This is a genomic window from Nonomuraea sp. CA-218870 (assembly GCF_050936535.1).
GTDB lineage: Bacteria > Actinomycetota > Actinomycetes > Streptosporangiales > Streptosporangiaceae > Nonomuraea > Nonomuraea corallina.
Genome location: NZ_JBNJMN010000002.1, coordinates 1,153,193 through 1,173,458 on the forward strand (window position 1 = coordinate 1,153,193; position 20,266 = coordinate 1,173,458).

Annotated in this window: 16 protein-coding genes; 9 read left to right on the top strand and 7 right to left on the bottom strand. The window is 65.5% G+C overall.

Translation table 11 applies throughout. The features are described 5' to 3' along the window. Nucleotides 1-263 precede the first annotated feature (263 nt). From ACQEUU_RS34065 to ACQEUU_RS34080, 4 genes are all read left to right on the top strand, one after another. Nucleotides 264-7,733 carry a LamG-like jellyroll fold domain-containing protein gene (locus tag ACQEUU_RS34065; RefSeq protein ID WP_433073784.1) on the top strand — a complete coding sequence of 2,490 codons (7,470 nt, stop codon included), beginning with the start codon at nucleotides 264-266 and terminating at the stop codon, nucleotides 7,731-7,733. Beyond that, nucleotides 7,733-8,212 (top strand): hypothetical protein, encoded by a 480-nt coding sequence (locus ACQEUU_RS34070; RefSeq protein WP_270155951.1) that lies wholly within the window; start codon nucleotides 7,733-7,735, stop codon nucleotides 8,210-8,212. Before ACQEUU_RS34065 ends, ACQEUU_RS34070 begins: the two co-directional genes overlap by 1 nt. A 91-nt stretch (nucleotides 8,213-8,303) precedes the next feature. Then, on the top strand, nucleotides 8,304-9,128 hold the full coding sequence (locus ACQEUU_RS34075) for an IS5 family transposase (RefSeq protein ID WP_270155952.1): 825 nt from the start codon (nucleotides 8,304-8,306) through the stop codon (nucleotides 9,126-9,128). A 490-nt stretch (nucleotides 9,129-9,618) separates the two neighbouring features. Next, entirely contained in the window at nucleotides 9,619-9,996 is a 378-nt protein-coding gene (locus ACQEUU_RS34080; RefSeq protein WP_270155953.1) for a transposase, read from the top strand. A gap of 209 nt (nucleotides 9,997-10,205) precedes the next feature. On the opposite strand, the gene ACQEUU_RS34085 is transcribed toward ACQEUU_RS34080, so the two are convergent. From ACQEUU_RS34085 to ACQEUU_RS34110, 6 genes are all read right to left on the bottom strand, one after another. Next, complete coding sequence (locus ACQEUU_RS34085; protein WP_270155954.1) at nucleotides 10,206-10,700, bottom strand: hypothetical protein; 495 nt, start codon at nucleotides 10,698-10,700, stop codon at nucleotides 10,206-10,208. 350 nt (nucleotides 10,701-11,050) lie between these two features. Then, complete coding sequence (locus ACQEUU_RS34090; protein WP_433073789.1) at nucleotides 11,051-11,806, bottom strand: site-specific integrase; 756 nt, start codon at nucleotides 11,804-11,806, stop codon at nucleotides 11,051-11,053. A 157-nt stretch (nucleotides 11,807-11,963) separates the two neighbouring features. Next, the gene (locus tag ACQEUU_RS34095) at nucleotides 11,964-12,326 is read right to left on the bottom strand and encodes a hypothetical protein (RefSeq protein ID WP_433073792.1); all 363 of its coding nucleotides are present in this window, start codon (nucleotides 12,324-12,326) and stop codon (nucleotides 11,964-11,966) included. After that, nucleotides 12,319-12,633 carry a hypothetical protein gene (locus ACQEUU_RS34100; protein ID WP_433073795.1) on the bottom strand — a complete coding sequence of 105 codons (315 nt, stop codon included), beginning with the start codon at nucleotides 12,631-12,633 and terminating at the stop codon, nucleotides 12,319-12,321. Before ACQEUU_RS34100 ends, ACQEUU_RS34095 begins: the two co-directional genes overlap by 8 nt. Nucleotides 12,634-12,880: 247 nt before the next feature. Then, nucleotides 12,881-13,507, bottom strand: coding sequence for an IS630 family transposase (locus ACQEUU_RS34105; protein ID WP_433073798.1), 627 nt, complete (start codon nucleotides 13,505-13,507; stop codon nucleotides 12,881-12,883). Continuing rightward, entirely contained in the window at nucleotides 13,417-13,959 is a 543-nt protein-coding gene (locus tag ACQEUU_RS34110) for a winged helix-turn-helix domain-containing protein (protein ID WP_433073801.1), read from the bottom strand. Before ACQEUU_RS34110 ends, ACQEUU_RS34105 begins: the two co-directional genes overlap by 91 nt. 510 nt (nucleotides 13,960-14,469) lie before the next feature. Here ACQEUU_RS34110 and ACQEUU_RS34115 point away from each other — a divergent pair. Then, nucleotides 14,470-15,165, top strand: a complete 696-nt coding sequence (locus ACQEUU_RS34115) for a class I SAM-dependent methyltransferase (protein ID WP_433073804.1) — start codon at nucleotides 14,470-14,472, stop codon at nucleotides 15,163-15,165. A 113-nt stretch (nucleotides 15,166-15,278) separates the two neighbouring features. Here the strand turns inward: ACQEUU_RS34115 and ACQEUU_RS34120 are convergent, their stop codons facing one another. Beyond that, nucleotides 15,279-15,632, bottom strand: a complete 354-nt coding sequence (locus tag ACQEUU_RS34120; RefSeq protein WP_433073807.1) for a winged helix-turn-helix transcriptional regulator — start codon at nucleotides 15,630-15,632, stop codon at nucleotides 15,279-15,281. A gap of 169 nt (nucleotides 15,633-15,801) precedes the next feature. Between ACQEUU_RS34120 and ACQEUU_RS34125 the strand changes: the two genes are divergently transcribed. From ACQEUU_RS34125 to ACQEUU_RS34140, 4 genes are all read left to right on the top strand, one after another. Next, nucleotides 15,802-16,677, top strand: coding sequence for an NAD(P)-dependent oxidoreductase (locus tag ACQEUU_RS34125; protein WP_433074496.1), 876 nt, complete (start codon nucleotides 15,802-15,804; stop codon nucleotides 16,675-16,677). 116 nt (nucleotides 16,678-16,793) lie between these two features. Beyond that, entirely contained in the window at nucleotides 16,794-17,483 is a 690-nt protein-coding gene (locus tag ACQEUU_RS34130) for a TetR/AcrR family transcriptional regulator (RefSeq protein ID WP_433073810.1), read from the top strand. Next, on the top strand, nucleotides 17,480-18,382 hold the full coding sequence (locus tag ACQEUU_RS34135; protein WP_433073813.1) for an alpha/beta fold hydrolase: 903 nt from the start codon (nucleotides 17,480-17,482) through the stop codon (nucleotides 18,380-18,382). Before ACQEUU_RS34130 ends, ACQEUU_RS34135 begins: the two co-directional genes overlap by 4 nt. Nucleotides 18,383-18,746: 364 nt before the next feature. Continuing rightward, nucleotides 18,747-20,246, top strand: a complete 1,500-nt coding sequence (locus tag ACQEUU_RS34140) for a class I adenylate-forming enzyme family protein (RefSeq protein WP_433073816.1) — start codon at nucleotides 18,747-18,749, stop codon at nucleotides 20,244-20,246. Nucleotides 20,247-20,266 lie beyond the last annotated feature (20 nt).

Sequence of the window (20,266 nt, forward strand, 5' to 3'; positions counted from 1 at the left end):
CTCTTTCGACGGCTGACTGTCGCTGTGCCTCCTACCGTGCGCGCGCCCGGTTCCGCGCCGAGGGAATGCGTACGGAGCGTAACTCGCCCGCTAGAGCCGGTGTCCAATTTGTGATCATTGCGGATCTTGTCGGGTTGGACCGGTTTTCTTACGTTGATCTTAGCTAGACGATCAACTTCGAGCCGCAGCAGGAACGTGGAACGCGCGGTGACGAGTGACGGTCGATGTCCTAACGTCCGTTGTGGTTCGGAGTGTGGTGGCGCATGCGCCGGGTTTTGTCATGGCGTCGTTCTGTAAGCACTGTTGTCGCGCTGGCCGGTATGACGCCGGGCTTACTCATCTTGCCCGCCTACCCGGCCACGGCGACCTCGGTGACGGCGCTGGCCAACGATGTCGCGGCTTCGCCGGTGGTTCCGCAGCAGATGCGCGGCTCGGCGCAGAACCTGCCGTCGTTGCTGCCTGCAACGCAGTTGGAACAGGTGGCAGAACCCGGGGGTGGGTGGAAGGCGCAGGTGCAGCCTCCCGAGGGGGCTGTGCCCGCCGAAGACCGAACCCAGGACACGGGTACTCAGACGGATGAAGACCTGCCGGCGGGGGTGCGCAACGCCGAACAGGCCGAACGCGCTGTGCTGGCGGTGCCGAGCCTGGTGGACGTCTACCCGAAGCAGGGTTATCTGGTCGACGTGCTGAGGCCGACGTTGCGGGCGTGGGGGAGCAGCAACAACGGCGGTTCGGCATTGTCGTACTCGTTCAAGATCTGCGATGTGGAGGCGATGTCCGGCTCCGGATGCACCGATTCGGGATACGTGTCCGGCAACCGCAACAACTGGCAGGTGCCGGCCGGGAAGCTGGCGTGGGGCAAGCAGTACTGGTGGCGGGTCACCATCCGCGACCCCTACGACTTCTCCACGACCGACTCGCCGCTGCTGACCTTCACCACCGGTGTGCGCCAACCGGTGGTGTCGTCGCTGCTGGCCACTCCGGGCGCCGGAGGGCAGGAGTTCAACCAGCAGACCGGTAACTACACCGCCACCTTCACCGACCTGACCGTGGCCACCGCAGGACCGCCACTGTCGGTGGTGCGCACCTACAACAGCATGGACCCGCGCACCGATGGCATGTTCGGTGTGGGCTGGTCGACCCGCTGGGACATGAAGGTGGCCAAGGAGGTACGCGGGGCCTCGACCTCAGCGCTGGTAACCTACCCGGACGGGCGTCAGGTGCGGTTCATCTCCAACGGGGACGGCACCTTCCAGCCGCCGCCCGGCATGTACGCCACCCTGGCCGAGGAGAGCGGCGGCGAGTGGCGGCTGATGGACAAGAGCGCCACCACCTACCTGTTCAACTCCTCCGGCAAGCTGACCGAGATCAAGGATTCGCGGGAACGCACCCAGACCCTCACCTACGACGTCGGCGGCAAACTCACCACGGTCAGCGGGGTGGGCGGCCGGTCGATCACGTTCACCTGGCAGGGCGACCAGGTGGCCTCAGTCTCCAGCGACCCGGTCGGCGGGCAGCCGCTGACCTGGACCTACACCTATGACGCGGGCCGGTTGGAGCAGGTTTGCGCGCCGGTGGCGGCACCGAACTGCACCACCTACGCCTACGGCAGCGGGTCGTTGTATCGCAGCCGGGTGCTGGATTCCGACCCGTTCGGCTACTGGAGGCTGGGCGAGGCATCCGGCACCACCGGCACCGACCTCGGGTCCGGCGCCGGAGATCTGACCTACCAGGGGGTGACGCTGGGCCAGCAGGGCGCCCTGACGGGCACCACCGACACCGCCGCCACCTTCCAGACGGGCTCGATCGTCAAGCTGCCGTCCAACACGATCCCGCACCTGGGCGATCAACTGTCAGTGGAGGCCTGGTTCAAGACCAGCCAGTCCGGCGTGCTGGTCGCGGCCGGCACCCAGCAGACCGGCGACCTCGCCCGCGGCGCGATGCTGTACGTGGGCACCGACGGCAAGCTGCGCGGCGCGCTGGACGCGGTCATGACCCCCATCACCTCCACCGGCACGGTGAACGACGGCCAATGGCATCACGTGGTGCTGACCGTGGCCGGTGAGGATCAGACGCTGTATCTGGACGGGCAGCAGGCGGGCACCACCACCGGCGCCGGCACGGCGTGGCGGACCTACGCCACGATCGGCAACGGCGTCACCGATCCGGCCAAGTCGCCGGCGGTCCCCTCCGGGGTACAGGCGTTCCCGTTGCAGGGCCAGATGGACGAGGTCGCCCTCTACGGTAAGCCGTTGACCGCGGCCGAGGTGCAGGCGCATTACGCGGCCCGAGCGGGGGCGACGCATCAGTTGTCGACGATCACGCTGCCGTCCGGGCGGGTGTGGGCGTCCAACACCTACGACGGCAAGACCGACCGGATCGCCACCCACACCGACAACCACGGCGGCACCTGGCAGATCGGCGACCTCGGCATCAACCAGCAGTACGGTGAGGCCCAGGTGACCGTCACCGACCCGGACGACGAGACGCTGGTGTATCTGTATGACGCCTGGCGCGGCTACCGCATCCGCGGCGAGACCGATCAACTCGAATACACCACCTGGTACGAGTACGACCAGGCCGGCTTCCTGAAGAAGGTCATCGACCGCAACAACATCGCCAACGAGATCTACCAGGACAAACGCGGCAACACCCTCGGCCGGCAGTACTGCCGGGCCCCAGGAGAATGCGCGATCGAGTTCTGGACGTACTACCTGAACGCCAACGACCCGTTCGACCCGCGCAACGACCGAGTGGTCGCCTATCGGGACGGCCGCTCGAACTCCGACACCGACAACACCTACGCCAGCACCACCGTTTACAACAGTTACGGCGAGCCGACGGCACAGACCAGCCCGAAGACGACGGACTTCCCGTCCGGCCGCTCGACCAGCGTCACCTACACCGACGGCACCGAGAGCGCGGTCGGCGGCGGCAGCACCCCGGCGGGCCTGGTCAAGACCCGCACCGATCCGCGCGGGAACGTGTGGAGCTACCGCTACACCGCCGCCGGTGACCTGGCCGAGCAGACCGACCCCGAAGGCCTGGTCACCGAACTGGAGCATGACCTGCTGGGCCGCCTCGTCTCCAGCACCCGCATCTCCGATGCCGTCCCTGCGGGCGCGGAAACCACAATCGCCTACGACGGGCGCGGCCGGGTGACCACCAGCACGGCTCCCGGGGTGGAGAACGAGATCACCGAGGTCACGCACACCGCTCAGAGCCGTTACGTCTACGACGCGGACGGCAACGTGTTGTCGCAGACGGTGGCGGATTTGACCGGCGGTGAGCCCGACCGCGTCACCACCTACACCTACGACAGCCACGGCCGACAGGAGACGATCACCGGCCCCGAGGGCGGCGTGGTCCAGCAGGTGTTCAACGAGCGGGGCTGGCTGATGCAGACCACCGACCCACGGGGCACGGTCATCGAGTCGGGCTACAGCAAGCGCGGCGAACTCGTCTCGCGCACGTTGAAGGGCTGGACCGGCAGCCCGGTCAACCCGCAGGCGCCACAAGACCTGCTGCTGGAGTCCTACGCCTACGACGCGGCCGGACGATGGGTCGCCAGCGTGGAGGCGATGGGCCGCAAGACCACCAACGTGTACTGGACGGACAATCGCCTCAAGGAGCAGATCGCCGACGACGCCAAGCTCAACGGCTCAACGACGCCGCGCGATGTGGTCGTGCGCGCAGATGAGTACGACCCGGCGGGCAACTTGATCGAGCAGATGGCCGGCCACGGCACCGCCATCACCGTCTTCACCTACGACCAGGCCAGCCGGCTGGTATCGCAGACGCTGGACCCGGGAGCTCTGGCCCGCACCACCACGTTGGCCTACGACGCCAACACCAACGTCACCAGCAAGACCCTGACGGCCGCGGGCACCAGCCGGACCGAGTCAACCAGCTACGCCTACAACAAGCTCAACCAGATCACCCGCGAAACCGTCGAGAACGGCGCCCAGGACATCATCTCCACCCTCGGCTACGACGAGCGCGGCCTGGTCACCTCCATCACCGACCCGCGAGGCAACGCCGACGGCGCCACCGCCGCCGACTACACCACCACGCTGCGCTACGACGCGCTGGAGCGGCTGGTGGAGACCACCGCCCCCGAGGTGCAGGTGGACAAGAACGGCACCACCAGCCAGACCAGCCCGTCGGCGCTGATCGGCTACGACACCGCCGGCAACCAGACCCACCAGACCGACCCAGAGGGCCGCACCCACATCTCCGCCTACGACAAGGCGGGACGCCTGATCAGCGCCACCGCGCCCGCCTACACCCCGCCGGGCGGCAGCCCGATCACCCCGGTCATCCAGCACGCCTACGACGCGGCCGGACTACGCACCAGCACTACCGATCCGCGTGGCAACGTGACCGGCTACACCTATGACCAGCTCGGCCGCCAGGTCAGGGTCACTGATCCGGCACCTGCCGGGCAGACCGCCGGAACCTGGGTGACCGAATACAACGAGGCCGGGGAGACTCGGGTCACGACTGACCCGACAGGTGCCCGCGCTGAGGCCACCTACGACGACCTGGGTCGCCAGATCACCAGCACCCGGATCGAGCGCAAGCCCTCCACCGCCGCCTACGTCAGCCGGATGGAGTACGACGACGCCGGCCGGCTGGTCAAGCAGATCGCCCCCGGTAACAAGACCACCATCTACACGGTGAACCCGGCCGGCGACGTCACCGCGGTCAAGGACCCGGCCAACCAGACCACCACGATGGACTATGACGTGGCCGGACGCCTGATCAAGACCACCGACCCGCTGGGCAACGCCACCACCGCCGAGTACGACCTGGCCGGACGGCAGACCGCGGCCAAGGACCTCAACTCCGGCGGCATCGTGCAGCGCACCTTCTCCTACGGCTACGACGCGGCCGGCAACCCGACCAGCGCGACTACGCCGGAGGGTCACACCACCGAGCAAACCTTCGACGCCCTCAGCCGGTTGACCTCGCTGATCGAACCGGTCTCCGCAAGCGAGTCGATCACCACCAGCTTCGGCTACGACGCCGCAGGCGCCCGCACCCGGCTCACCGACGGCCGCGGCAACGCCACTTGGACGGCTTATAACAGCCTCGGTCTGCCCGAAACCGTCACCGAACCCGCCACCACCGTCCACCCGAACCTGTCCGACCGTACCTGGACTCACCTCTACGACGCGGCCGGAAACCAGGTCGCCACCGTCCAGCCGGGCGGGGTGCGGATCGACCGCATCTTCGACCACCTGGGCCGCCTCACCGACGAGGACGGCAGCGGCGGCGGTGCGGCGACCGCCGAGCGCAGCTTCGGCTACGACCTGGCCGGTCGCGCCACCACGATCGGTGACCTGAGCGTGGACTATAACGACCGCAGCCTTCCGTTGACCGTGTCGAAGGGCGGCAGCCAGCAGAGCGCCTACAGCTACGACGCGCTCGGCAACCCCATCCAGCGCATCGACGCCGCCGGCACCGCCGCCTTCACCTGGGACAACAACAGCCGGCTGCAGACCGCCACCGACCCGGTCACCGGCCGCACCCTCACCTACGGCTACGACGCGGCCAGCCGCTTGAAGACCATCACCGCCACCAGCGGCCAGGCCAGCACCCAGACCTTCGACTACGACGCGATGGATCGGCTGACCGGCCACACGCTGAAGAACGGCTCCGGCACCCAGCTCGCCAAGATCACCTACGGGTGGGACAAGGACGACAACCTCACCACCAAGACCACCACCGGTACTGCTGGCGCAGGCACCAACACCTACGGCTACGACCACGCCGGCCGCCTGACCTCCTGGACCGCCCCCGGCGGCACCACCACCGCATATGAGTGGGACGCCTCCGGCAACCGCACCAAAGCCGGCAGTAAGACCTTCACCTACGATGAACGCAACCGCCTCACCTCCGGCGACGGCACCGACTACACCTACACCCCGCGCGGCACCCTGGCCGGCCACACCAGGAACGGCACCACCACCTCCTACACCTTCGACGCCTTCGACCGGCTCATCGCCGACGGCGACAGCCTCTACAGCTACGACGCCCTCAACCGCGTCACCAGCCGCATCCGCGGCACCACCAACCAGACCTTCGCCTACTCCGGGCTGGGCAACGACCTGGCCACCATCAGCGCTGGCGGCACCCTCCAGGCGAAGTACAGCCGAGACGCGTTCGGAGCCCTGCTCGGCCTGCAGGAAGCCGGCGGGTCTGCCGTCGCCGCCCTGTCGGACCTGCACGGCGACCTGGTCGCCACGTTCACCACATCCTTGACCAGCAGCACCAGCTACGACCCGTTCGGTGCTGTCACCGCCCGGACCGGCGCCGCCACCACACTGGGATACCAGGGTGAGTACACCGACCCGGACACCGGCAAGGTCAACATGCACGCCCGCTGGTACCAGCCCGTAACCGGCACCTTCACCAGTCGCGACACCGCCACCCTAAATCCGAGGCCGTCCGTTCAAGCCAACCGCTACACCTACGCCAACGCCGCACCATTGACAGGCATCGACCCAACCGGCCACTACACCACCTCAACGGGCTTGGGCACCGACAGCGGCAGCGGCTATTCGGGTGCCGGATGCAGCATTGGCTACCTGTGCTTGGGAGCGGGAGGTGGTGACGCCCTCAACGGCGGGTTCAAGAGTCCGGGTACCGGCTACGGAGATATCAGCGCCTACGCTGGTACCACAATGAGCTACGGAGGCGGCTGCGTCGACAGCAGCAGCAGCATCTGCCACGAGACCTACGTAAACGAACGCTGGTGGAGCGATCTCATCAACTCCCCCGGCTACGACTACGACTCCAGTCCACTGATGTCGGATGAGGAGGCCAAACGTATCGGAGTTATGAACAACGGACGGCCGGTAGACCAGCCGTTCTTCTGGGACGACGCAGTTTCAGAAGAAGTTCGTAACGCCTATATGGCTGGCTGGTATCCTGAAGCAGATGATATTAGGTTGATGAATAACTGGGCTTTGGCGGGCGGTGCAATGGCAACCGCCCATCTATATGCCAGTGGCGGATATGCCGGTGGCCCAATTTACAGTCCAAAAAAGCTTGAATTCAAGTACTACGATACTTATAAGCGCCTTCTGAGGTACCATAAAACTATAGCCAAGGCAGCAACGAACCATGGAATCAACAAAAATGTTCTTACTGCCGTCCTTCTTTGGGAGATCAATCAGAAGGCCAACAAATATGGGGCGTGGAGTCAATTCGCTGACTGGGTTTTCGGGAATCTTGGAGATAGGAAAAATCAGGGGGCGGGGGTATCTGTGGGCATTGCCCAATTGGAAATTTACAAGGTTCGCATGATGATGATGAAACATTACGGGAAGAAGGAGTGGGAGGGTAAAACAATCGGCGAATATGCCGAGCAGGCGTTTAATCCGAACCGGGCCATACATTTGGCCGCCGCCTGGCTGGCTCATTTGAAGGAAAACGTGTGGTACATGAAAGGTGGGGTGAAGCATTATCTCGATGACAGGGAAGCTGCAATTGCTTACTGTGGATGTTCTGGTGTAACGGTGGATAATCCTATCTCGGGCAACACGAAGCTAACTACGACAAAGTTCAGAGCCTGGGCGGAAAGCGGTTGGCAAGATAAGGCTCTTCAAGGCAACAGCCGGCTGACTGGAATAGCGCGCCGCAATCAGATATTGACATGGCTTTCCCCGGGTCATGCTGCGGATGAATTCTGCAATCGTGTGGGCTGGGAGAAGGACTGCGACTGATGGCCTTCCTTGGAAATGATAGGGTTCGTGGCTATTGGGTAACTCCGATCGCTATCGGTGTAGTTATCCTACTCACAAGTTGCTTTGGATCAGCACCTCTGATCCTGCGAGTTCCGTCGGTTGCTCTCGAGAGTGTTCGTAGTATTGGGGAGACTAAGGCGGAGTCCAGCTTCGAGAGCAGCTGGGGTAACGGGACGCAAATTTACAACCTGCTAGTGATAGACGTCGGAACTGAGGGTAAGCAAGAGGCGCTCGATCGGGCTGCAAATCTTCTGGGCGAGCGAAGCTGGGTGACTGTTGCTGAAAACCGCCCAACCATTATATCGATGAACTCTAGTAAGTGGAAAGGCGTAGAGGTGGTCTTGAGGCCATTCAATGCTGCGTATCTAGAAGACTACCCAGAGGTTTTGAGGCAGCTTGAGAAGGTGCCTGTCGAAGAACGATCACTTGTCTATATTGAGGTGTCAAAGGTCCCTTAAGTGGAGCGCAGAGGCTAAGTGCGTGTTTGGAAGATCTTCATGTTCGGCGCGGCAGCGTGACGACGAGCACTGACACTGCCAAGGTGGCCCAATGCCCTCGGATCGCTACCCCTCGGACCTGACCGATGCGCAGTGGGAGCTGATCGAGCCGTTATTGCCTGAGCCGAACACCGGCGGGCGTCCGGAGAAGCACCCACGCAGAGAGATCGTCAACGCCATCCTGTACGTGGTCCGCTCGGGCTGCCCGTGGCGCTACCTGCCCACCGATCTGCCGCCCTGGCAGACCGTGTACTGGTACTTCCAGCAGTGGGAACAGGTCGGCGTCACCGAGGCGTTGCTGACCGAGCTGCGCGTCAAGGCCCGCCGCCAGGCCGACCGCGCCGATGAGCCGACCGCGGGCATCATCGATTCCCAGAGCGTCAAGGGCGCCGACACCGTCGGCCGCGACAGCCGCGGCTACGACGCGGGCAAGAAGGTCAACGGCCGCAAGCGGTTCATCGTCACCGACACCACCCGCCTGCTCGTGACGGTCGCGGTGCTGGCCGCGAGCTGGCAGGACCGCGATGGCGCCAAGACCGCCCTGTTGTCGGCGTACCTGACCACCCCGATCCGGCCCGTCTTTGCCGACCAGGGCTTCGCCGGCCGGCTGGTGGACTGGGCCCGTGACACTCTGCGCACCACCCTGGAGATCGTGCGCAAGCCCGCTGACCAGCGCGGCTTCAGCGTCATCTCCCGCCGTTGGGTGGTAGAGAGAACGCTGGCCTGGCTGACCGCCTGCCGACGGCTTGCCCGTGACTATGAACGCGACCCCGCCGTCTCCGAGGCGATCATCCGCTGGGCTGCCATCGCCGGCATGACCCGCCGCCTCACCCGGAGCGGCCCCGCTCGGCGACAGGCCAAAATCGTCTGCGGCTAAGCAAGATCGTCGATCTCAAACACTCACTAAGAGGGCCAATGCTGTTTAGACAGCGAGCTTGCTGGTAGCGTCGCCTGGTGATCATGATGAGGGTTGTGGTCTCGGAATTTTGAGCTCTCGTCTGCCCGCCAACTGCGGAACTCGGGGATCCCGCCGACATGTGTCGAAGACATGAACCTGGAGATGCGCGATGGTTCCTCGGCGTGCCGCCTCCATCCGAGGATCTCAGCGAGGGCAGGGCGGGCCCGCGATCACGACCGTGTTGCGCCTGGTTGTTGGGCTCCATGTGGGGGGACCGTAGGGGGACCGGCAGTCTCGGACACTGCTGTTTCAGCGCGGTGTTTCCGACACCGTCCGACCTCCTTACGATCCATCTACCTGCGAGAATGTCAGGACGCGCGAAGACCTGACACCACCCTTCTAATCCGACGATCGCAGGTTCGAATCCTGCAGGGCGCGCCTATCGCGTGGGCCGCGCGGCCTGCGCGGCGTGCCCGGCAGCCACCAGCTCGCCTTCATCGACGCCGTCCACCGCGACCACGCCGAAGTCGAGGACCGGGTGCGCTGCAACAAGGCGATGGGGCTGCGCAACCTGCCGTCCAAGACCTGGAACGTCAACGTCGGCTGGGTGCTGGCCGCCAACCTCGCCGCCGACTTCGATGCCTGGACGCGACTGCTGGGGTTGCACGACGATGCCGAGCTGGCCCGCGCCGAGCCGCAGACCCTGCGTTACTGCCTGTGGCATCTGCCCGCCCGGCTCGTCTGCCACGCCCGCCGGCGGATCTTGAAGATCAGCGCCACCTGGCCGTGGACGAACGCCTTCCTGGTCTGCTGGCAGCGGCTCTGCGCCCTGCCCGCACCTACCTGACCATCGCGATCGCGTCCCGCCGATCCGGAGAGGAGTAACTTCCGCCCCTGCCGCGGCCTGTGGAACCGCCGCCCGCCCGAGCGCTTCGGGCGGCTTGCCGTCCCGGTCGCCCGAAGCGAACGGGACGATCAGTCGGAAACCTCCATCAGCTGAAACCACTAGGAGGGACGGCCACCCCGTGAGTCATCGAGGCTAACGCAGCAGTGCATCTATCTGTGGATGACGATATATACCATCCTGCTTACGGCCAAGCTGGAGGCATTGACTGCTTTTTGCAGTTTTTCGCTTAAAATGTCCGCCCCACCAAGGCCCTCCACCACCATGTAGGTGGCAGGCCATTTGGCCGATTCCAGGAAAATTTCGGGCGGCTCTCTGTTCCAGACATGCCAACCCGCCTGGTGCAAGCGTTTTTCGGCCTCGGTGATAATATCGTTCCCCGTACCTGGCTTCAGGTATACTGCCAAGTGCTTCGCTTCAACGTAGTCGTTCTCCCACTCGTGAGCTATGTCGGTATCCTCGCCGATTAGTTGCCCTACTTTACGAATCTCCGAAAGCGCGAGTGGATCCACCTTTCGTACGTTAGGTTCCCTGGGGAAGCCAAGTACGTCCCAGCCTGATCCGATCACAATAATTGCGAGCACCAGCAAACTTGCAACTAGTGCCGCACAACCCGTCAGGGAGATGTGCCTGCCGGACAACGTCATGACACCTGTACCTCTTCGCCTCGATGATCATCGTGGAGGACACTCTCGACGACCGTCAAGTGCGGGTGTGGCCGACGCCCCGGCCTTGTCGGCGTGCCGCCGATGCTGCGGGCCAGCTGTCTTCAAGCTTGCCGGACGACCCCACCGTCTACGAGCGCGTCCATGGTTGTCCGGTCCAGGCCCAGTGAGGAGTCCTGCGCCACCCGAAGATCTCAACGAGGGCAGGGCAGGCCCGCGATCGGGGCTGTGCTGCGCCTGGTCGTCGGGCTCCAAGTGGGGGACCGTAGGGGGACCGGCAGTCTCGGACACTACCGTTTCAGCACGGTGTTTCCGACACTGTCCGACCCCGCCTACGACTCACCTACCTGCGGAAATGTCAGAACGCGCGAAGACCTGACACCACCCGGCACGCTGATCCACAGACTTCTAATCCGACGGTCGCAGGTTCGAATCCTGCAGGGCGCGCCTGTATCACCGCTGTGACCTGCGGGTTGCGCCGCGCTCGCCTCCGCCGCCACCCGAGCCAGCTCCGGCAGCACACTCGTATAGGTGTCCGACGTGATCGCCTGATTCGAGTGCCGCATCATCGCGCTCGTGGTCTTCATGTCGTTCCCCGCCGCGAGATACAGGGTCGCGGCGCCGTGCCGCAGATCGTGCAGACGAATCGGCGGCAGCCCGGCTGCGAAGACCAGCCGCTCGAAGTACTCCGACACCCAGTCCGGCTTCAGCTCGCTGCCGTCCTCCTGGGTGAAGATCCGACCCGACTCAAGCCATGTTCCCGCCGAGGCCAGCCGCTCCTTACGTTGCCGCCGGTGGTGCGCGCGCAGGACAGCCAGCGTTCCCGAGTCGAGGGCCACCGGCGCATCACTGCCTTCCGTCTTCGGACGCCCTTCCCGTACCTTCCGGTCCACGATCGTGAGCTGTCTGGCCACCGTCAGCACGGCGTCGTCGAAGTCGAGATCCACCCACCGCGCCCCGCACGCCTCTCCGCGGCGCAACCCGCGAAAGGCGATCAAGTGATAGAGCGAACCGGACGCAGCCGCAGCGACACGCGAAGGCCCAGCCTCACCACAGGACAAAAGGGCAGCAACCGGACACTCAATCAAACGATCAGCACCCCTGAAGGATCGAGGTTAGTTCAGCACGACGCGGGACGTGATCGCGTCCTGCCGACGACAATGCGCTGGACAGTGGCGAGGCTCTGGCAGCGGCGCAGAATATACACCTATACAGTTATCCATTAGGCGGCATAGTTTTGCTACGTTACATCGTTGGCACTACGATTTCTCCATCGTCCACAATCTTGGGAAGATAGGCCGATATATTACCAGATGCAACGATATCCCGGATCACATCAATCATAGCTGTCACCCCTCGCAGCCTAACAATCACAAGATCGGATGTGCAGAAATAGCTTCCACTCAGCGATTCTCCGGATTCTGCACCACGATCCATCACGCGAGCGACCTCCTCTCTTGTGAGCAGCAGTGCACTATATCGATCTCCCCTCGGCAAGAGAACGATCGCATCTCCACGTTCTAGATCTTCTGGATCGGCATCTCCATCGAGCAGTATCGATACGGAGAATCCTGCTTCTCGCCAGGTATAGTAAGCGTCATTATCCATACAGTTTCTTCAGCCTCGCTATAACCCTGTCTTCTTTTCTTTTATTAGCTTTGCCGACAACATCCGTTCCCTTCAAAGCCGAGCCGCCGATTCCTGAGTTGAAATTTCCATTGGCGATCTGTACAAGCAGCTGATTTAGGCTTCGCTGGCGGCTCGCGCCAGCTGCCTTGGCCTCGCGAACTAGAAATGAATCCTTCTTGATGTCCGACGCCAGCTTATAGCATGGCGCCGTGTTGTGGACGAGGAGATTAACATCATCTGCTGCAACATGATAGGTGTGAAAACCAGCAATGGAGAGGTTATGCACGCGCTGGACTGCCGTCCAGTTGCGGATAGAGTCAACTTGTGCCTAAGTTCCAGTAGACGTCTGGAGCCATTGTCCGGGCTGAAGATTTCCTGCTTCTATCCACTCTCGCCGCACGGGATCCCAGAACGGATGATTTGCGGTAGCTACCAGAGATGCTTCGTCGGCTTCCGGATGTTTCTTAGGCCCTAAGGCAACACGCACAAGATTCTTACTCTCATTGCTACACAGGTTGAATTCGTAGAGTCGGTCATGGGTTTGCCGGGGTATCGAGGGTGAGCCCGGTCTGGGTCAGACAGCCGGTGAGCAGGTGGGGCCGGTATTGGATCTTCTTCAGCTTGCGTTTGACGATTCGGACCAGACCGGGCAAGTCGGTGACGGTGAAGTTGGCCAAGGCCCGGCGGAGCAGCGACCACACACCCTCGGCTGGATTGAGTTCGGGAGCGTAGGCGGGAAGCTGGACGATGCGTAACCAGTCGGCGTTCTCGGCGGCGAAGTCGGCGAGCTGCGTGGCCAGGTGCACGTTCAAGTTGTCCCAGCACCACACCAATGGCGTGCCCAGGTGCTGGTGGGTGGCCACGATCAGGTCCCGATAGTCCATCCAGGAGAAGGTCTTGGGCTCGCCCTTGCGGCCGTGGTGGACGTGTAGGCGGTAGAACAGGTGCGGCCGTTCGCCGTCGCGGTAACACAGGACGCCGGCCATGTTGACCCGGCCCGAGCCTCTGCCCCGTACCGTCACCACCGGCCGGGCGCCGACCGGCGCCCAGGTGCGTCCTTTCGGCGGCCTCAGACCCTGCCCGGCTTCGTCTTCGAAGCAGAGGTAGGCACCCAGGTCCGCCGCGGTTCTTTTACCGCGGGCCACACCTCGGCCTTCCACAACGTGATGGCCTCCTCGTCCCGCTCGATCGCGCGCCGGGCCGGGACCTGCACCGACCAGCCGTGGCGATGGAGCAGCTTGCCCACGCCCTCGATGGTGTAGCCGATGTGAAACAGCCGCCCGATCAGCGTCTTGACCCGACCCAGCGTCCAGCACTGGTCCTCGGCATAACCCCAGGCCAGTGGGCCCCGCCGTAACTCGGCATCCAGCCGCGCCCACTGCCGGGCCGACAGCTTCTCCCTCGACACCGGCCCCTTGGACAGCAGCGCCGACCTGCCGCCCTCCCGCCAGGCCTTCCGCCAGCGGGTCACCGACCGCTCGTGCACCCGTAACCGCGCCGCGACCGTCCTGGTCGGCTCTCCGGCCTCGAACCACTCGGCCGCCTGCAGCCGTACACGCTCCCGCCGCTCCTGCTCCGCGGGCGTGTACCCACCCCTTTGCCCGTACCGCATGCTTCGGTCGTACCGCTTCGAAAGCGATCCGTCACGCGCTAGGACTCTACGTATTCAACCTGTGTAGTGTCGGCGCCGCAGACCATCCCGGCCACGATCGAGGCGATCTTCGCAGGAGCGTTCGCTCCGTCCGCCGCTGCCGGGGCCACATGCTCGCCGACCAGACGCTCCAGGCCCGCCCGCTCAGCCAGCCGCAGCGCCGGGGCCAGCCCACCGTAGGAGATTAGATGCTCTTCATCGAAGATCGCATGAGTGTTGCTCGCGGCGTGGGAGAATCGCACTTACGAGGTGCCTTCCTGAGCTGGCTGATTGAAGCGTAGAGAACTCCAATCTTCCCAGGTCAGAGGGTACCTCGCCGCATTCACAACACATCCATCAGATTTCTAGCCGTGGATCCAGGCTAAGGTGTCAAGCTGTACCAGTGTCAGCGTCCGGCATCTGATCACGAGTGTGGCTCCGGCACGCTGAAATCCATTCGCGGTGGATCACAAGCGCCGCCATGATGTGCTGATGCCCCCGAAGACCGCCTACCACGACGCGCTCGGAGACTACTTCGCCGAGCACGCCGGCATCAGCCCGTACAACGCCTACACCGATCGGCCCGCGATGCTGGACCTCGCCGGTGACGTCGCCGGCGCGAAGGTCCTCGATGTCGGCTGCGGCGCCGGGCACTACGCGGCTGAGTTGCTGGCACGCGGTGCAGAGGTGGTCGGCGTCGACGGTAGCGCCACGCTGCTGGAGCACGCGCGGGTACGCGCAGGCGAGCGGACCACGCTTGTTCTGCACGATCTGGAGGAACCCCTCGACTTCGCCGATAACGCGTCGTTCGACGGGGTCGTATGTGCACTGGTGTTACACCACCTCACCCATCGCGCGCGGTTGCTGGGCGAACTGCGCCGTGTGCTGCGGCCCGGGGGATGGCTCGTGGTCTCGACGACCCACCCGGCGGCCGACTGGCGCCACTTTGGCGGCTCGTACTACGCCGACGACTGGGTCGAGCTTCCCCTCAATGGCAGCTCACTGTCGATCCGCTTCCAGCGGATGCCGTTGGAGACGTTCCTGGGTGAGCTGCTGGTCGCCGGATTCGTCCTGGAACGACTCATCGAGCCGCGCCCGGTGGCCGAACTGCGAGAGATCGACGAGGCCGCTTACGACAGGCTGCACCAAAGACCGTGTTTCCTCGCCGTCAGGCTCGTACGCCCATGACCGCAGCAGAGCAGACCAGCGTCGCCTCTACGATCATGTAGGTCAACCGGCTCAGGCCGCATGGTCTCCGACCGGATCAGGGCATGCCGAGCTGCCCATCCGTCCGCGCCAGTTCACCCCATCTGGTCCCACGGGATGGCCTCGATGCGCTCGACGTGCTCCTCGCCCCACTCACCGAGCGGCGCCATCGCGGTGTTCAGCGAATGGCCGAACTCGGTGAGCGAGTACTCCACCTTCGGCGGGACCTGGTGATAGACCTCACGATGCAGCAGCCCGGTGGTCTCCATCTCCCGCAACTGCAGGATCAGCACCCGCTCGCTGATGCCGGGCACCGCGCGCCGCAACTCACCGAAGCGCAGGGGGCCATCCTGGAGCGCGAACAGGATCAACCCCTTCCACTTGCCTCCCATGACGGCGATGGCAGCGTCGAGACCGCAGGTGAACGTCCGCTTCTTCGTCTCTTTCACCGGCCTATACTCACACTTATGTCAGTACCCGGCAAAAATGTAGGTACTTGAGAGAATGTAAGCGCTCCGGCCAGCATGGGTCAGGTTCGCGCCAGGACCACGACGGTCTCAAGGCAGCGGCTCGCCTCCTTATCTCTGTGGCTGGAGTACGCATATGACTGCGAAGAACATGACACCCGTGACCGTCATCGGACTGGGCTCGATGGGCACAGCACTGGCCGAGGCCTTCGTCAAGGCCGGACACCCGACCACCGTCTGGAACAGAACCGCCGCCAAAGCCGCGCCCCTCATCGCCATGGGAGCCAGGCATGCGGAGGCCGTTGAGGACGCCGTAACGGCAAGTCCCCTGGTCGTCACCTGCCTGACCGCCTTCGATGACACCCGGCTGGCACTGCGGCCCGCCGGCGCGTCGCTGCCTGGACGGGCCCTGGTCACCCTCAACAGCGGTTCCCCCGCCGGGGCCCGCGAGACGGCCGCCTGGGCCATCGACCATGGCGCCCGGTTCCTGGCCGGCGCGGTCAAGAACGTGCCTTCGGCCGTGGGAGCGCCGGACACCCTGCTGTACTACAGCGGCGACAAGGCGGTCTTCGAGGAGTTCGAGACGACCCTGAAGGTGCTGGGCGGCGACACCGTCCACCTCGGCGACGAGGCCGACCTGGCTGCCCTGTACGAGATGGCGGTGGGTGCCATGCTGCTGCCGGCTCTCGTCGGCTTCTTCCAGGGCGCCGCCGCGGTCCAGGCGCGCGGGCTGGAGGTGAACACGATGGTGCGCTTCGCCGGCAAGTGGCTGGACATGATCAAGTCCCTGCTGCCGACCTACGCCAAGGAGATTGACAGCGGCGACTACACCGACGCCGTCTCCTCGGTGAACCTCTTCCTGGCGGCGGCGGCCCACGACGAAGACCTGGCCGGGGAGACGAACGTCGACACGGCCTGGCTTGCCCCGCTCCACGACCTGGTGAGGCGGGCGGTTGAGGCGGGCTACGGCGATCAGAGCATCTCGGTCCTCACGGAGGTGCTCAGGAAGCCGGCGCGACAGCCGTAAGCCGGCTCAACTCATCGGTAGGAGTCGATAAGCCGTGCGAAGTGCCGCAGAGCACGGCATCGACCGGCTGACCCTGCTGAAGTTGAAGGTGAGCACCATGTATTACGATACGGTTCGTGACGTATCAAAATGGGACGGCGCGCGGCCGTCCCCGTGACGCGGCCCTGGATCAGCGGATCACCGCTGTCGTCCTGGAGGTGCTGGCGGAGTCCGGTTACCAAGGGGTGTCCTTCGAGGAGGTCGCCCGGCGCTGCCAGACCTCCAAGGCGAGCCTGTATCGACGGTGGGGGTCCAAGCGGGAGATGGTGATCGCTGCGGTCAAGGCCGGCCCCGCACGGCGCGAGGCCGGCGAGCCGATCGACACGGGCACCCTGCGCGGCGACGTGCTGAGCCTGTGCCGGCGCCTGGACCAGACCATGCGCGCTGCCGACAGTCAGACCGCGATGCTGCTCTTGCAAGCAGGTCTGGAGGACCCGGACCTGTGCCAGGCCATCGAGAACGCCGTTGGCCCCACAGGAGCTCGGCTGCCGCGACAGGTCATCGACAACGCGATCGCACGCGGCGAGCTGCCCCACGGCGCCGATCCGTTCGCCTTCGAGGAGGTGGTCGGCGCCGCCCTCCTGCTGCGACGGGTCAACGACCTCGCCGTTGACGAGGAGTACCTGTCCGCACTCGTCGACACCGTCGTCATCCCGGCCCTGAAGGCATCGTCCCGGCGGGCCCCGCTGCCCGCCGGGATCTTCTCCGGCCGTCCGGCCCCCGCCGCCCATGACAGCGCCGCGCCCGACGCGAAGGAGAACGCATGACCACTCGACCGACGATCAGCGGCTTCGACTACCGGACCATCCCCGGCGCCCACGGCGTCAACCTCAACGTCGCCGTCGGCGGGAGCGGGCCGGCCGTGGTCCTGCTGCACGGGTTCCCGCAGACCCACCACATGTGGCGCCACGTCGCGGCGAGGCTCGCCGGCGACCACACGGTGATCGTCCCTGACCTGCGGGGATATGGCGCCAGCGACAAGCCGGACGGGAGTGACCCCGCCACGTACTCCAAGCGCACGATGGCCCAGGACATCGTGACGGTCGCGTCCGCCCTCGGCGCGGACCACTTCGGGCTCGTCGGGCACGACCGCGGCGCGCTGGTCGCCGTCCGCGCAGGCCTGGACCACCCCGCCGTCGTGGACTACCTGGGGATCCTCGACGTCCTGCCCACTCTGGACACGTGGGCCGTCCTGCGAGGAGCCGACGCCAAGGTCGCCTGGCACCTGTACCTGATGGCTCAGCCCGTCGGGCTTCCCGAGAAGATGATCCGCGCAGTCGCCCCGGAGTTCTTCGGCTCCTTCCTGGACGCGTGGGACCCCGGCGGCACGACGTTCACCCCGGAGGAGCGCGCCTACTACATCGACAGCTCGGTCGCCGCGATCGACTCCATCGTGGCCGACTACCGCGCCACCGCGAGCGTCGATCTCGACATGGATCGAGCCGACCGTGAGCGTGGTGCGCAGCTCGCGATGCCGGTCGGCGTCATCTCGCAGGACTGGGGCTCCCAGCTCGGCTTCGACGCCGCATCGCTGTGGCGGGCCTGGGCGCCGGACCTGACCTACCAGCCCACCTCATCCGGGCACTTCATGGCCGAAGAGAACCCCGACGAGGTCGCCACCTTCATCACCGCCCTGGCGGCGCGCCCGAGCGCGCGGACCCACTGATCGCACCCCACCACCGCGCCGAAGGGCTCGCCTCGTCGTCGAGGACGGTGTCTCCTGCCAGTGGACGAACGGTCCAGGTCGCCGGCCGCCGTTCAGGTTCAGGGACCTCAAGGTCGGCTACCCGCCGGCTTCGAGGACGTGACCGACCTCCCGAGGTCTCGTGAGACGCGAACACCCCCGCCGGCGCCTGCTCGCCGAGCCGAAAGTTTCGGGAAAGTACTTAAATATTTCTCTGTTGCAAACGGCCCCGATTGCCTATTCTTCCGAACGTACGGGCTTCGGGGCGGCCCTATATGGCCCTGTCTGATGGACTGTGAATCAGGAGGTGGGTCATGCTCCCGAAATATTTCGGTCACTTGGCGTGGTGAACCGTGACGCCGGGCTCATGATTCCGGACCTGCTCGCGCGTCGCGCCCAGGAGCGGCCGGAGAACCCGGCGCTCGTGGTGGCCGAGGTCGGGACGCTCACGTTCGGCGCCTGGGACCGGCGGTCCGACGCGGTCGCCCGCGCACTGGTCGAGCGCGGTCTGCCGTCCGGTGGCAGGGTCGGGCTGCTGTTCGACGAGCGGGACTGGATCGACCTCGCCGTCGCCTGGTGCGCGGTCATGCGGGCCGGCTGCGTCGCCGTGCCGCTGTCCGGCCGGCTGGCTCCCGCCGAGGTGCGCCACGCGCTGACCGACTGCTCCGTGAGCGCAGTCCTGCACGGGTCCGGCGTCGGCCCGCCTGACGTGGGGGCCTGGCGGGCGACGCCGTCGGAGCTGGAGGAGCGGGACCGGGGAGGGAACGGCCCGGTGCGGCGGGACGTCGCCCCCGGCGGGCTGGCGCAGATCATCTACACGTCCGGCACCACGGGCCGGGCCAAGGGGGTCGGCGCCACCCATGCCAACCTCGCCTACGGCCTCTCCGCCGACCCTCGGCGCCGCACGCTCCTGCACTCCCGGCATTTCCTGCACGCGTTCCCCATCGGCAGCAACGCGGGACAGACCATGCTCGTCAACGCCCTGGGCGCCCGCCCGGCCGCGCTGACCCTGCCGCGCTTCACGCCCGCGCGCTTCGCCCGGCTGATCGAGTCGTACGGGGTGGGGACGGTCTTCGTGGTGCCCGCCATGGCCATCGAGCTGCTCAACGCGGGCGTCCAGGAGCGCCACGACCTGTCGAGCGTGCGGCTGCTCGGCTCCACGGCGGCGAGCCTGCCGCCCGCCGTGGCGGCCGGGATGGCGAAGGCGTTCCCGAGGGCGACGATCGTCAACTACTACACCTCGACGGAGGCGGCTCCGGCGCAGACCGTGATGATCGTGGACCCCGATCGGCCCGCGTCGGTGGGGCGGCCCTCCTCGGGCGGCGACCTCAAGATCGTCGGGGAGGGCGGGCGGTCCGCGAAGGCCGGGGAGCGGGGCGAGGTCTGGCTGCGCTCGCCCGCCGGGACCCGCTCCTACTACCGCGACCGGCGGCTGAGCGACGACATCTTCCGTGACGGCTGGGTGCGCATGGGCGACGTCGGCTACCTCGACGAGGACGGCTACCTCTACCTCGTCGACCGTGAGAGCGACGTCATCAAGTCCGGCGCGCACAAGGTGTCCACGCTGCAGGTGGAGGCCGCGCTGTACGAGCATCCGTCGGTCGCCGAGGCCGCCGTGGTCGGGGTTCCCCATCCGGTGCTCGGCCGGGTCACCGCGGCCGCCGTCGTCACCCGATCGCCGGTCACCCCCGCCGACCTCCGGACGTTCCTGATGGACCGGCTCGCCAGGCACGAGCTGCCGAGCCGATTGCTGTTCGTGCCCGAACTGCCGAAGAACCACCTCGGCAAGGTGGTGAAGTCGCGGCTGCGTGACCTGCTCGGGCCACCGGCGGACGGCTCCACGTGACCACACAGAGCTCCATGCGA